The sequence below is a fragment of the Streptomyces sp. NPDC031365 genome (genome assembly GCF_055569765.1).
Genome location: NZ_JBVIIM010000003.1, coordinates 59362 through 72770, shown reverse-complemented (window position 1 = coordinate 72770; position 13409 = coordinate 59362). Strand labels below are relative to the sequence as shown.

The window sequence follows — 13409 nt, the reverse complement described above, 5'->3', positions numbered from 1 at the left end:
AGAATTGACGCGACAATGACATAAGGCGGCCCGGCGGTGCGCTATCACCCCGGGCCTGGCCGACACCTGGTGAGAGGTGCCGACATGGGTGAGTCTACCCACACCAAGGCATGCCCGAAATGCGGGCAGAGCAAGACGCGAGCCGACTTCCACAAGGACAAGCGCCGCAAAGACGGCCTTGCCTCCTGGTGCAAGGAGTGCGCCAAGGCGAATGCGAAACGCTGGCGCGACGCAAACGTGGAAGCGATCGAAGAGCGGCGACGTGGGAAGTACACAGAGAACCCGGAGCCGGTCAAACGTCGATCGCGCGACTGGGCGAAGCGGAACCGTAGCGCAGCTCTCGCAGCGAAGCGCGCCTACTACGAGGCGAACCGTGAGCGAATCAAGCAAGCGGTCCGCGCCCGGGTAGCTGCGGACCCAGAGAAGTACGCGGCCATTGTTAGGACGGCCAAGGCTAAGAAGCCTGACCACTACCGGGCTCTGGGTGCGAAGAACACGTCAAGGCGTCGAGCTCGCGAGGCAGCCGCCCCGACGGTGCCGTTTACGGCGCAACAACTGCTGCAGCGCGTGGCCTACTTCGGCAGTCGCTGCTGGATCTGCGGCGGGCTTCAGCAGGCCGTCGACCACGTCAAGCCGATCCATGCAGGCGGTCCGCACATGTTGGCGAATCTGCGCCCCATCTGTACCCCATGCAACAGCCGAAAGGCCGGTAGGTGGCCTTACCTAACTTAGATGAGGAGGGGCTGGGGTGAAGACCAAAGAGTTCGACGCCCATGTCAAGGCCACCGAGAATGACGGTCTCGCTGAAGGCCAGTTCGAGGCTCTGGTCAGCGTCATCGGAAACGTTGACGGTGTCGGCGACAAGGTGATGCCGGGAGCTTTCACGGAGAACCTTGCCGAGTGGGAGAAGAGCGGCGCGCCCATTCCGGTGGTGTGGAGTCACCAGCATAGTGACCCTTTCGCCCACATCGGCCACGTCGTCAAGGCGGAGGAGCGCCCCGACGGTCTTTGGGTCCGCGGAGAGCTGGACCTCGAGAACCCCACCGCAGCTCAGGTGTACAAGCTTCTGAAGGGCCGCCGGATCACCGGCATGTCGTTTGCATACGATGTGCTCGATGGTGCACCGGTCGAGGCTGACGGCGAGAAGTTCTATGAGCTGAGGAAGCTGGCCGTCCACGAGGTTGGGCCGACAATCATCGGTGCGAATCGCGAGGCTCAGCTGTCCGCCGTCAAGGCTCGCCAACTCGCCGAGGCAGCCAAGGCGGGACGTGTCCTGTCGCAGAAGAACTACGAGATGCTCTCTGACGCGCACAAGGCCATCGGAGAGGTACTCAAGACGGCGTCGCCGAGTGACGACGCAGCGAAGTCTTCCGAGCTGACGAGTTCGGAGAAGCCAGGCCAGCCGGGGCCAGCGGAGGCCAGCGGGGCAACCCCGTCCGCCAAGTCCGTCCGTCCCGAGCCCGCCGCGCTCACAGCAGATGAGGTCCGAGGGATCGCCACGTCTGTTGTCGAAGAAGTACTCAGTTCCCTCAAGTCAACGATTGCCGACGAGAAGGCCAGGCCCGGGAGCCGCGAAGTACCCCACGAGGGTGCCGCCATGCCCAGCCCCGCCTCGCTCCGTCAGCTCGCCGACCTTCAGGCCCTCGAGGCCGAGGTCTCCACGCTCACGGGATGAGGACCCCATGCCTGTCAAGACTGACGAGCTCCTGGACGAGCTCACGCACCACCTGAAGGAAGCTCGGGAGATCGCGGCGAAGGCCGAGGCCGAGGACCGGGACTTCACCGACGAGGAGCGCACGCGCCTCAACGAGCACATGGCCAAGGCCAAGGACGCCAAGGGCGGCCTGGAGAAGGCGAAGGCGTCCGCCACCATGCGGCAGGCGCTGGCTGACCTCGGCGACGGTGTCGAGCTGAACGAGAAGGCCGGCGAGCGCCGGACCGCGTCCGGCCTGATCGTTCCGCCCGACGCGGGCAGCCTCGGCGAGTCGTTCGTGAAGTCGGACGCCTACGCCGGGCTGATGGCGTCCGCGCCGCGGGGCGGGTTCGGGGCCAAGGCGCGCGTCCAGTCGATGCCCGCCAGCTACAAGACCCTGGTGACGGGCGCCTCCGACACGTCCGGCGGTGCTTTCGTCACCAACGAGATGCGCGGCCTGCAGGTCGGGCTGGACCTGTTCCAGCGCCCGCTGCGGCTGCGCGACGTCGTCGCGAACGGCACCACGGGCAGCGACACGATCGAGTACGTGCGCGTCACGTCGACGACGAACAACGCCGCCCCGGTGGCGGAGGCCACCTCGTCGGCTGGACCGTCGGCGAACACCACGACCGGCGCGCTGGAGACGGTGGCGGGTGGCGGCTACAAGCCCGAGTCGGGGCTGGCCGTCGCGAAGGTGACCACCCCGGTGCGGACGATCGCGCACTGGATCCCGATCACCAAGCGGGCACTGTCGGATGCGGCGCAGATCCGCACCCTCATCGACTCCTTCCTCCGCTACGGCCTGGAGGAGGAGCTCGAGGACCAGATGATCGCCGGTGACGGCACCGGCGAGAACTTCGAGGGCCTGGCCAACGTGTCCGGCGTCCAGACGCAGGCGTGGGACGCGACCGGCACTGGCGAGGACATGCAGCGCCTGCGCACCCTGCGCAAGGCCAAGACGAAGGTCTTCACGGTCGGGCGGAGCAACCCGAACGCCTACCTGCTGCACCCCTCGGACGTCGAGTCGATCGACCTGTCCGTGAACGGCAACGCCGACTTCTACTTCGGCGGCCCGGGCTCGGCCGGCACGGCGACGGCCCTGTGGGGCCTGCCGGTCATCCAGACCGAGGCGGTCCCGGCGGGCACCGGCTACGTGGGCGACTTCCGCAAGGCGATGCTGTGGGACCGCGAGCAGGCGTCCATCACCGTCACTGACTCGCACGCGGACTTCTTCGTGCGGAACCTGGTGGCGATCCTCGCGGAGATGCGTGCCGCGTTCGGTGTCATCCAGCCCAGCGCGTTCGTCGAGATCGACCTGACCTCGGCGTGACCCTGATCAACTCACGGAGTGTGCGAGGGCGGTGCCCGGTGTGCGGCGGCGAGCATGCCGCATGCGGCCCGCCCTCGGCCTCCGTGCCCTTCGACCAGCGAATGGAGGTGGCCGCTGTGGGCGAGCCGCTGAAGGAGTACGAGGTCACGCTGCCGGGTGGCAGGAAGACCACGATGAAGCTGAACGATGCCGACGCCGAACGCTACGGCGTCCTCGAGGGCGGCTCCGGCGAGCAGCAGGAGCCGGCCGGTGAGGCGCCCGCCGAGGAGACCGCGGTGAAGTCCCGCCCGGCGACCCGCAACAAGGCCCGCACCGCGTCCGACAAGGGCGATGGCTGAGCCTCTGGCCGACCCGGCAGAGCTCGCCGTGTCCCTCGATGTGCCGGCGGACGACCCGAAGCTGCTGTGGGCGCTGAATGCCGCCTCAAGGCGGTTCCGCGGTGCGGTACGGCATCCGGTGTCCGCGGTCGCAGCGGACACCATCGTGCTGGACGGCAACGGGCGGGAGTCGGTGCTGCTGCCGACGGCGCCGGTGACGGCAGTCAGCTCGCTGACGCTCGACGGCAGCCTGCTGGTGGACGGCACAGACTTCGAGTGGTCGGCGGACGGGTTCCTGCGCCGCCTGGGCGGACTCTGGCCGGACCGGCTGCGCTGCATCGGGGTCGTCTACGACCACGGTTTCATTCCGGTGCCGGAGGACGTTGCCGAGGTGGTCATCGACCAGGCGCGTGCCCTGTTCCGGATCGAGCCCGGGGTGGCGTCGATGACGGTGGGGGCGCAGTCGGTGGCGTTCGGCACGCAGACGGCGATCGGTGTGACCGCTCAGTGGACTGCTGCTGTCGAGCGCTACCGCCTCAACAGGGGTGACCGGCCGTGATGTTCCACCAGAGTGCGGTCCGGGTCCGGGCCGGAACGAAGACCGACCGGGGGGGCAACACCGTCCCGGACTGGTCGAATCCTGACCGGCTCACCGTGACCGGTCTGAATGTCCAGCCGACCAGCCAGTCGGAGAATGTCGACGAGCAGCGCACCGCGGCGATCACCGGCTACCGGGTGCAGTCCAGTGAGGGCACGGCGCCGGACATCAGGGCGACGGACCGGATCGAGTGGGCCGGTCAGACCTTCGAGGTGGACGGTGAAGTCGCTGTGTGGCCGCGCCTGTTCTCGGACGCGGTGCATCACATCGAGTTCGTGATGGTCCGCGCCACCGGATAGGAGGCGGGGATGCTGGAACGCTTCGAGCTGGACACGGCGGGCGTGCGGGAGATTCTGCGCGGCCCGGACGTCCGGGAACTGATCGACGGTCTGGCCGACGAGGTCGCCGGGAACGTTCGCGCCTTGGTGCCGTCCGGTACGCCGGTCGAGGTGCGCGGGTACACCACGGACCGAGGAGCGGCCACGATTGTCGTCGCGGACGCCCGGGCGATGGCCTGGCAGGCCCGGGACGGCATCCTCACTCGCGCGGCCGGCTCGTCCGGCCTCGAGGTGAGGGCGTGGCAGCGGTGAAGCCGCTGGTCGTCTTCGGGGACGTTCAGGCCGCGGGTGCTGGAGTGCTGCGAACGGCTCTGGCCGGGCGGCCGGAGCCGTTCGCAGCCGATGTCACGGTCGGAACCCGGGTGCCCACGATCCGCTCCCCGGAGGATTCAGGGCTGCCGTTCGTGCTGGTCCGCAAGGACTCCGACCTGCCGCATCCGAGCATGGCGAACGCCCGGTGCACGCTGCGCTGCACCGTGTGGCATCAGGACGCGGACCAGGCGCACGATCTGGCGATGCTCTGCCAGGGGCTGTGGCTGGTGCACTCCGGTCCGATCATTCGCGGCTTCCGTCCCGGCACGGGCCCGCTACCTGCGACAGATGACGACTCCGGCGTCGATCTGGCGACGTTCACGGCGATTGCCAACGTGAAACCCCAGCCTCTTACGGCGTGACCTGCTGGGCCGAACCGCGACGACTACCCCTGTACTTGAGATGAGGAGGACGCCGTGGCCGGCGACCCGCTGAAGGCAAATCTGTGGACGGACGCGGACGTCTACATCTCCACCAATCTGTCCGCGACCCTGCCCGCCGACGCGAGCACTCCGTTCGGGCCGGACTGGGACCTCGTCGGCCTCCTGGACGGCGACGAGGGCTTCCCCGAGTCCCGCGACGAGGACACCGACGACAAGTTCGCCTGGGGCGGCATCCTCGTCCGCACCAGCCGCAACCACTTCAAGCTGACCAAGTCGTTCACCGCGCTGGAGGACAACGAGACCACCTACGGCCTGCTGTGGCCGGGCTCGTCCGCCACCCAGATCGTCGTTCCGCGTCCGGCGAAGGTTCTGGTCGCGTTCGAGACCCGCGAGGGCGACAAGGTCCGCCGTCTGATCTCCGCGAACTACGCCGAGGTCTCCCTGGACGGGGACCACGGCGAGAACGAGGCCGACCTCGAGTCGATGACGTTCGCCGCCACCATCTACCCGACCGGTGGCGGTGTGCTGTTCAACCGGCAGGCAACGCCGGTGCTGTCCAGCCTGTCGGTGGATCCGGCCACTCTGTCCGTCGCCGATGGGGCGATCGGTGCGCTCACCGCGACCGCCACCTACGACGACGCCACCACGGCGGACGTCACCGGGGAAGCATCGTGGGTGTCGTCCGACCCGGCCACCGCAACTGTGTCCAACGGGTTCGTCACCGGCGTGGCACCGGGGTCGGCCACGGTGACAGCCACCTACCAGGGCCAGACGGATACCTGCGCGGTGACCGTCACGGTCTGACCATGCCACCGGGGCGTGGCCCTTCGTCGCGGTTCGGCCGCGCCCCGGTGTTCGACTGGAAGGAACCGCGATGAACATCAAGTACTCGGACGCCGACATCGCCGCGAAGGCTGTACAGCTCGGCCTCATCGAGGACGGCGACGACCTGCCCCGGCATCTGCGAGGCAAGGTCGTGGCCGCACTGCTGCAGGAGCAGACAACGGACGCGACCAGGCCGGCGGCACAGCCGCAGATGGCACGGGAGGTCGTCGTCCAGCCGGGCGGCGTGATCCTCGTCGACGGCGAGCCGTTCCCGTGGCTGGTCGCTCAAGCGCCGATGGAGATCGGCCTCAACCCTGACGGCATCAGCACCGTGCGCTTCACCCTCATGGCCGCAGCCGTCCAGATCATCAAGCCTGAACCGCGAGAGGAACCGCGATGACCACCCGAACCGCGACGAACAAGCGCGCCGACAGCCAGCCGTTCGACTTCAACCTGGACGCCGTGCAGGCCGAAGTGGAACTCACTCCGTGGCGCGTCCACTGGGCGGGTCGCCGCTTCGAGTTTGCGCATATGGAGGCGCTCGATGTGTGGGGGCTGATGGAGGCTGCTGAGGGCGGCGAGGTCAGTGCCACGATCGGCATCTTCAAGGCGGCGCTCAGCGAGGAGGACTGGATCGAGTTCCGCAAGGTCAGGCTTCCGCAGTACAAGCTGAAGGCCCTGTTCGACGCCTACCGCAAGCACTGTGGTGTGGGCGAGGGGGAATCCGAGGCCTCGTCCGACTCCTGAGGGAGCACGGCGAGGCTGTCCAGGCAGATCTGCGCGAGCACTACGGCATCCGCCTGTCGGACCTGTTCCGCCGGGACGGGCAGGGCCGGCGACTGCTGACATGGCGCGAGCTCGGCGGGTACATCCGGCAGCTCCCGCACGACGCCCGCACCCGGGTCGCGCTCGGCGACGAGGACAGCATCTGGGGCCTGCAGGAGCACCTCACCGCGGTCGTCATCGACGAGCTGCGGACAGCGAACTGGCAGCGCGGCAACGAGGGCACCCCCAAGGGCAAGCAGAAGCCGCCACCGAAGCCGTTCCCCCGCCCCGGGGTGGGCGGCAAAGCCAAGCGCGCGGACCGGTCGAGCCCGGAGCGGCAGGAAGCACGGCAGCGGGCCCTGCGGCGCGCAGCTGAACGGAAACGGGCCCTGGCCGCTGGAGAGATCACCTGACGGGAGGTGCTCATGCCTTCCGTCGGATATGCGACGATTCAGATCATCCCCAGTGTCCGGGGTATCTCGGACGAGATCCGCCGCCAGTTGACCGGTCCGGCAGGGGACGCGGGCGGGGCGGCGGGCCAGGAGTCCGGCTCGCGGTTCGCGGACAAGTGGAAGGCCGGCCTGGCTGTGGCCGGTGCTGCCGCGGGGGCGATCCTGGCGGCGGCGACGGTTTCAGCGGTGGAGAAGGAGAGGATCGGCGACCGGCTGTCCGCGCAGCTCGGCCTGTCCGGGAAGGGCGCCAAGCAGGCCGGGAAGGTCGCCGGTGACCTGTACTCCCGCGCAGTGGTCGACTCGTTCGAGGACGGGGCCGCCACGGTGCGCGCCGTCATGTCCTCCGGCCTGATCCCTGAGGGCGCCACCACCAAGGCCATCGAGGGCATCACCACGAAGGTCGCCGACCTGGCGTCGACCTTCGACCAGGATCTGACCGGGACGGCGAACGCCGCCGCGCAGATGATCCGCACAGGACTCGCCAAGGACGGGACACAGGCGCTTGACCTGCTCACAGTCGGCTTCCAGGGGTCGGCGGACAAGGCCGGCGACTTCCTCGACACGATCAACGAATACGGCGTCCAGTTCCAGAAGGCCGGCCTGGACGGACAGACCGCGATCGGCCTGCTCAACCAGGCCATCGCCGCCGGTGCCCGGGACTCCGACCTCGCGGCTGACGCCATCAAGGAGTTCTCCATCCGCGCGGTGGACGGCTCGAAGACATCCGCCGACGGCTTCAAGATGCTGGGCCTCAACGCGGACGACATGGCGGGGAAGTTCGCCAAGGGCGGCTCCACCGCTAACGGCGTCCTCGACCTGACCCTCGACAAACTGCGCGGGATCAAAGACCCGGTCAAGCAGAGCCAGGCCGCGGTCGCCCTGTTCGGGACGCAGGCCGAGGATTTGGGATCGGCTCTGTTCGCGATGGACCCGTCGGCTGCTGCCGACGGGCTGGGCAAGGTCGGCGGTGCGGCAAAGCGTGTCGGGGACACGATCCGCAGCAACACGGCGACCGAACTGAAGGTGCTGCAACGGCAGCTGATGAGCGTCGTCGGCTCGGTCGTGACGTCGGTTGTCCTGCCTGCCCTGCGCGGCCTGAACGATGCCGTGAAGTGGGTGGGTGACGCGGCGGCGGCGACGGGCCGCTGGTTCCAGAAGTGGGGGGCCTGGCTGATCCCTGCTGCTCTCCTCGTCGGCGGACTGACCATCGCCCTGAACGCTCAGGCTATCGCCACCGGTCTGGTCACGGCGGTCTTCGCCGTCTACCGGGGTGCGATCCTGGCCGGCACGGCTGTGACGCAGGGGTTCGCCGCCGCACAGGCCCTGCTCAACTCGGTGATGGCGCTGAACCCGATCACGCTCATCGTGATCGCGCTGGTGGCGCTGGGTGCGGCTCTGTTCGTGGCGTGGAAGAAGTCGGAGACGTTCCGGCAGATCGTGACGGGCGCTTGGGAGGGCATCAAGACGGCGGCCCTGTACGTGTGGAACAACGTCCTCAAGCCTGCGTTCGAGGGCATCAAGACGGCCTTGTCTGCTGTCGGTGCAGCGTTCCAGTGGCTGTGGACGACCGTCATCCAGCCGGTGTTCGGGTTCATCAACACGGCGGCGCGCATTCTTCTGACGGTCCTCACGATCGTCGTGTTCGGCCCGATCTATCTCGCGGTGAAGCTGCTGGGTGCGGTGTTCTCCTGGCTGTGGGCGACTGCCATCAAGCCGGTGTTCGGGTGGATATCCGCCGGGGCGCAGCTGCTCTGGGCTGGAGTGCAACTGATCTTCGGATACTTCAAGGCGGGACTGCGTGCCCTGGGTGCTGTCTTCACGTGGCTGTGGAACAACGCCGCCAAGCCCGTATTCGGGTGGATCCGGCAGGGTGCCGGGCTGCTGTGGTCGGGCGTGAAGGTCATCTTCGGCTACTTCACGGCCGGCCTGAAGACCGTGGGCGGCTGGTTCAAGTGGCTGTACGACAACGGCGTGAAGCCTGCGTTCAACGGCATCAAGTCGACCATCTCCACGGTGTACTCGGTTGGCATCAAGCCCGTCTTCGACAAGCTGAAGGCCGCGACGGGGAAGGTCGCCGACGCCTTCGTGGTCGCCAAGGACGGCATCAAGAAGGCGTGGGACAAGGTCAAGGGCATCGCGAAGACGCCCGTCGCGTTCATCATCGACACCGTCTACAACGGCGGCATCGTCAAGGTATGGAACGCCGTCGCCTCCAAGTTCGGCGCCCCCACCCTCAGCAAAATCAAGGGGTTCGCCACTGGTGGCGTGCTGCCCGGCTACACCCCGGGCCGCGATGTGCACATGGCTGCCCTGTCCGGCGGCGAGGCCGTCATGCGCCCGGAGTGGACCCGGGCGGTCGGTCCCGGCTACGTCCACACGATGAACGCCGCCGCTCGCTCGGGCGGGGTGAGCGCGATCCGCCGCATGGTCAGCGGCGGCATGCCGGCCTTCGCGGACGGCGGCATCTTCGGCTGGGTGAAGGGCGCCGCGAGTAAGGGCGTCGACCTGGTCAAGGGCGGTTTCGACTGGCTGAAGGACGGCATCAAGGCCAGTGCGGTGGCGGGCATGAACCGGATCGTGAAGCCGCTGATCGACAAGATCGCAGGATCGGCCTCCGTGTACCGGGACATGATCTCAGGCGTCCCGAAGCGGATGATCAAGGCGATCGTGTCGTTCTCCGGCGAGGCCGACAAGAAGATGGAGGCTCTCGGCATCGGGGGAGGCAGCTTCAAGAGCGCGTTGTCCTTCGCACGGGCCCAGTCCGGGAAGCCGTACATCTGGGGCGGCGTCGGCCCGACGGGCTACGACTGCTCCGGCTTCATGAGCGCCATCGAGAACGTGATCCGTGGCATGCGGCCCTACTCCCGCAGGTGGGCGACGATGGCGTTCTCCGGCGCGCAGGCCCCTTCGGGCTGGGCCAGGAACAGGAAGTCGCCGTTCACGGTCGGCATCACCAACGCGGGCGTCGGCCACACCGCAGGCACGCTGAACGGCGTCAACGTTGAGTCCAGGGGCGGGGACGGTGTTGTGGTGGGCAAGCGTGCCCGCGGCTACAAGTCGTCGCTGTTCACCGACTGGTACGGACTCAAGTACGACTCCGGCGGCTGGCTGAAGCCGGGGCAGACCGGCGTCAACCATCTCGGTGAGCCGGAGGCTGTTCTCACACCATCGCAGTCGACGGCGTTCGTGCGGATGGCTGCTGCCGCGGCGCAGTTGGCCGCTCAGCCTGCTGTCGCCCGGGAAACCACGGCCGCACCGTCCGGCATCGGCCTGCAGCCAGGCGACCGGCTTCGGCTGGTGGTCGACGGCCAGGAGTTCTCCGCCTACGTCGACACCCGCGCCGACGGGCGAGTGGCCGCCGGGTTCGGTGCGGTACGCCGCAGTATCCGCACCGGATTCAAGCAGGGGTAAGGAGAGGCACCAGGATGCCGATGATCGTGGACCCGTCCGCGCCGCACGTCACTCCGCCCACGGTGGTGACCAGCCCGGACGGATGGCTGTCTGCTGTGGTCGATGCCCCGTGGGCGGGCGTGCTGCTCGGCTACAACGCCGACACCCCGCCCGCCCTGGCCGACGTTGCCGACGTCAGGAAGGTGCGGATCGTCCGGCAGGACCCTGGCGCCGCGACGCCGGTCCCTGTCCGGTCGGCGGACGCGGCATGGGCCATCGAGGGAGTCGGGGCGGCCTACGACCATGAGGCGCCGCTCGGCGTCGCCGTCGTCTACACCGCCACCCCCGTCTACGCCGACGGCAGCGAGGGCCCGTCCTCGTCGCTCGCGGTCACCGTCCCGGAGCCGACGCCGACTGCCGACGTGTGGATCAAGTCCCTCGATGAGCCCGGCCTGTCCGCGCGGGTCACCGTCGTGTCCTGGCCCGAGCTGCAGTGGGCGTCCCGGATCGACAGCGCAGACATTGCCGGATCGCCCTACCAGGCCACCAGCCAGGACGTGTACGCGTCCGCGGGATCCGCTATCACCGTGGATGCCGAGGGCGACCAGATCGAGACCCTGCGGACTCTGCTGACGACACCGGGCGTGCGGCTGATCCAGACCCGCACCGCCAACCGGCGCCCGGACCAGTTCGTTCTGTTCGCCAGTCCCGCCGAGGCCGTGGACGCCGGCCCGGATGGGGCTCGCACGTTCTCTGCGGCTGTGCAGCAGGTGCAGCGTCCCGACACGACCGGGCAGCCGCTGCGGATCCCGGGCTGGTCTTACGACACGCTCGCCGCGAGCTACGGCAGCTACGACGCTGTCGCCGCGACGTTCTCCTCCTACCTGCAGCTCGCGACGAACGGCCGCCTGGGATGATGCCGATCGCGCCCGAGGTGCTGGCCGCGCTGGGCCAGGCAGTCGGCCGCCCCTACTACGCGGAGTGGTCCAACGACGGCGGCACCACGTGGACGCCGTGCCGTCTCGTCGCAGGGTCGGCGACCGTCACCGCGGACCGCTCCTCGGAAACCCGCTACAGCGCACAGGCTCAGCTGGCCGACGTCGGTGAAGGCCGCGGCGGCATCAACGCCATCACGACCAATGTCCGCTTGTGGCAGGGCATACAACTGCTGCGCCGGGACCCCGTCTGGTTCCCTGCGGGCCGCTACGCGGTGAGCCGCACCACCGCAACCCTGCACGGCGTCAGCGTCGAACTCAACGGCCTCGAGGACGACCTGCGCGAGGCGGCCTTCCCGGTGGCCCGCACAGTCGGGCCGGGCACGGCACGCGTGCTGGTGGAGCAACTCGTATCCGAGGCGCTGCCCGGAGTACCGGTCTCCTGGCGGTCCGGTGTCGACCCGGACACGGTCATCCCGCGGATCGTCGCCTCCGAGGACCGTTGGGCTGTCCTCTCCTCCGGCACTGATTCCACCGGATCATCCACCGGTATCGCCACCGCACTCGCGGGGGAAATCTGGGCGGATGCCCGCGGCGTCATCACCATCGGCCCTGTACCGACGCTGAGCGATCCCGTGGTGTGGTCCGTCGGGCGAGGCATTGGTGGCGCCCTGGTGAAACCGCAGACGGAGACCACCCGTGACGGGCTGGCCAACGTGTGGGCCGTCACGGGTGACGGCGGCGACGGCAGCCCAGCCGCCGGGCCGGCGTTCGCCTGGGACGACGACCCCAACTCGCTCACCTACGCGGGACCCGACCCTGTGGGCGATCCCCTCGCTCCGCAGCGCCTGGGCCTGAACGGTGTGCGGGTCCGCGTGCAGCGCTACTCGTCGTCGGTCATCACCAGCGCCGGGCAGGCCGCCCAGGTCGCCATGGCGAAACTCGCCGACTCCCTCGGCGTGCAGGCCAGCCTGGCTCTGACCAGCGTCTGCAACCCGGCCCTGGAACCCGGGGACGTCGTCTCCGTCGAGGTCGAGGAAGGGGCGTGGCAGCGGCACATCCTCGACTCGCTGTCCTACACGCTCGGCGCGGCCTCCATGTCCTGCAAGACCCGCACGACCTCGAGGAGGCTGTGATGGCGACCGCATGGGACGGAGAAGCCGCCCAGCTCGCCCAGGTCGTCAGTGCGGCAGGGGAAGGCGGCGACGTCGCCTCCATGGAGGTCGCCGACGTCACCGAGTCCGGCCGCGTCAACCTCCAGCTAGGGGACGGCTCGCTGCTCCTCGAGGTCGCCTGCCCCGACTCCTACCGGGACCGCAAGGCCGGCGACTGGGTCGCGGTGCGCATGTCGTCGGTGCCGGTTGTGCTGTGGCGGCTCGGTGACGACCCGGCCACCAGCGGATCCGACTCACTGCAGACCGCCGCGGAACAGGCGGCGCAGGACGTGCAGGTGGTGCGGGCGGCGACCTACGGCACCGGCGTTCCATCGGGCAGCGGATGGATGCAGGTCACCACTACCTACGTCCGCAGGGTCGACGACCGGATCGAGCAGTATTTCCAGGTGGCCAGCGTCACCGATCCGTCGCCGGACGCGCCGTCTGCCCCTTCGCCCAAGCCAGTCACCATCTCCCCGAACTCGTCGGGTTCGTGGCGCAACGGCCGCCCGGACGACTACGTCGACTATCCGATGCAGGGCGACTGGACCGGCGGCGGCAACCGCAGGGGCGGCTGGTTCTACGGCACGAAGATCGCGGATGCGTGTGCTGGGCGGACGGTGGCGAAGATGACCGTCGCGTTCACGCGCCGCAGCGGATCCGGCGTCAATAGCAAACGGCCGCTTCACCTGTACCTGCACGACTACACGTCACCCCCCTCGGGACAGCTCAGTCTCGGCGACGGACCGGAGGATCTGCTGCGGCTGTCCGTCGGCGCCAAGGGCACCGCGACCCTCCCCACCTCCTGGCGCACCGCTCTCGCCTCCGGATCCGCCCGCGGCCTCGCCATCTACGCCTCCGGCCGCGGCGACTACATGGCCGTGTCGGACGGGCGGATCACGATCACGTTCTCCTGA

General features: G+C 68.7%; 15 protein-coding genes. All 15 read left to right on the top strand.

The window, feature by feature from the left end; translation table 11 throughout:
* Positions 1-84 precede the first annotated feature (84 nt).
* The 15 genes from ACZ5C2_RS05465 to ACZ5C2_RS05395 all read left to right on the top strand — a co-directional run bounded on the left by ACZ5C2_RS05465 (position 85) and on the right by ACZ5C2_RS05395 (position 13409).
* Entirely contained in the window at positions 85-732 is a 648-nt protein-coding gene (locus tag ACZ5C2_RS05465) for an HNH endonuclease signature motif containing protein (RefSeq protein ID WP_468786847.1), read from the top strand.
* Between the two features lie 16 nt (positions 733-748).
* A complete protein-coding gene (locus ACZ5C2_RS05460) occupies positions 749-1675 on the top strand; it encodes an HK97 family phage prohead protease (RefSeq protein ID WP_468786845.1) in 927 nt (308 codons plus the stop codon).
* Positions 1676-1682: 7 nt separating this feature from the next.
* On the top strand, positions 1683-3023 hold the full coding sequence (locus ACZ5C2_RS05455) for a phage major capsid protein (RefSeq protein WP_468786843.1): 1341 nt from the start codon (positions 1683-1685) through the stop codon (positions 3021-3023).
* A 116-nt stretch (positions 3024-3139) separates the two neighbouring features.
* On the top strand, positions 3140-3361 hold the full coding sequence (locus ACZ5C2_RS05450; protein ID WP_468786841.1) for a hypothetical protein: 222 nt from the start codon (positions 3140-3142) through the stop codon (positions 3359-3361).
* Positions 3354-3899: a mobile element protein gene (locus ACZ5C2_RS05445; RefSeq protein WP_468786839.1), complete on the top strand. Its 546-nt coding sequence runs from the start codon at positions 3354-3356 to the stop codon at positions 3897-3899. The genes ACZ5C2_RS05450 and ACZ5C2_RS05445 overlap by 8 nt, the downstream gene beginning before the upstream one ends.
* The gene (locus ACZ5C2_RS05440; RefSeq protein ID WP_468786837.1) at positions 3899-4237 is read left to right on the top strand and encodes a hypothetical protein; all 339 of its coding nucleotides are present in this window, start codon (positions 3899-3901) and stop codon (positions 4235-4237) included. The genes ACZ5C2_RS05445 and ACZ5C2_RS05440 overlap by 1 nt, the downstream gene beginning before the upstream one ends.
* Positions 4238-4246: 9 nt before the next feature.
* A complete protein-coding gene (locus ACZ5C2_RS05435; RefSeq protein WP_468786835.1) occupies positions 4247-4528 on the top strand; it encodes a hypothetical protein in 282 nt (93 codons plus the stop codon).
* Positions 4516-4950, top strand: coding sequence for a hypothetical protein (locus ACZ5C2_RS05430; protein WP_468786833.1), 435 nt, complete (start codon positions 4516-4518; stop codon positions 4948-4950). The genes ACZ5C2_RS05435 and ACZ5C2_RS05430 overlap by 13 nt, the downstream gene beginning before the upstream one ends.
* Positions 4951-5004: 54 nt before the next feature.
* Positions 5005-5775: an Ig-like domain-containing protein gene (locus ACZ5C2_RS05425; protein ID WP_468786831.1), complete on the top strand. Its 771-nt coding sequence runs from the start codon at positions 5005-5007 to the stop codon at positions 5773-5775.
* Positions 5776-5845: 70 nt separating this feature from the next.
* On the top strand, positions 5846-6196 hold the full coding sequence (locus ACZ5C2_RS05420) for a hypothetical protein (RefSeq protein WP_468786830.1): 351 nt from the start codon (positions 5846-5848) through the stop codon (positions 6194-6196).
* Positions 6193-6543 carry a hypothetical protein gene (locus ACZ5C2_RS05415; protein ID WP_468786828.1) on the top strand — a complete coding sequence of 117 codons (351 nt, stop codon included), beginning with the start codon at positions 6193-6195 and terminating at the stop codon, positions 6541-6543. The genes ACZ5C2_RS05420 and ACZ5C2_RS05415 overlap by 4 nt, the downstream gene beginning before the upstream one ends.
* Positions 6544-6986: 443 nt before the next feature.
* On the top strand, positions 6987-10424 hold the full coding sequence (locus tag ACZ5C2_RS05410; protein WP_468786826.1) for a phage tail tape measure protein: 3438 nt from the start codon (positions 6987-6989) through the stop codon (positions 10422-10424).
* Between the two features lie 14 nt (positions 10425-10438).
* Positions 10439-11320, top strand: coding sequence for a hypothetical protein (locus tag ACZ5C2_RS05405; protein ID WP_468786824.1), 882 nt, complete (start codon positions 10439-10441; stop codon positions 11318-11320).
* Complete coding sequence (locus tag ACZ5C2_RS05400) at positions 11317-12474, top strand: phage tail protein (RefSeq protein ID WP_468786822.1); 1158 nt, start codon at positions 11317-11319, stop codon at positions 12472-12474. Before ACZ5C2_RS05405 ends, ACZ5C2_RS05400 begins: the two co-directional genes overlap by 4 nt.
* Positions 12474-13409 carry a hypothetical protein gene (locus ACZ5C2_RS05395; RefSeq protein WP_468786820.1) on the top strand — a complete coding sequence of 312 codons (936 nt, stop codon included), beginning with the start codon at positions 12474-12476 and terminating at the stop codon, positions 13407-13409. The genes ACZ5C2_RS05400 and ACZ5C2_RS05395 overlap by 1 nt, the downstream gene beginning before the upstream one ends.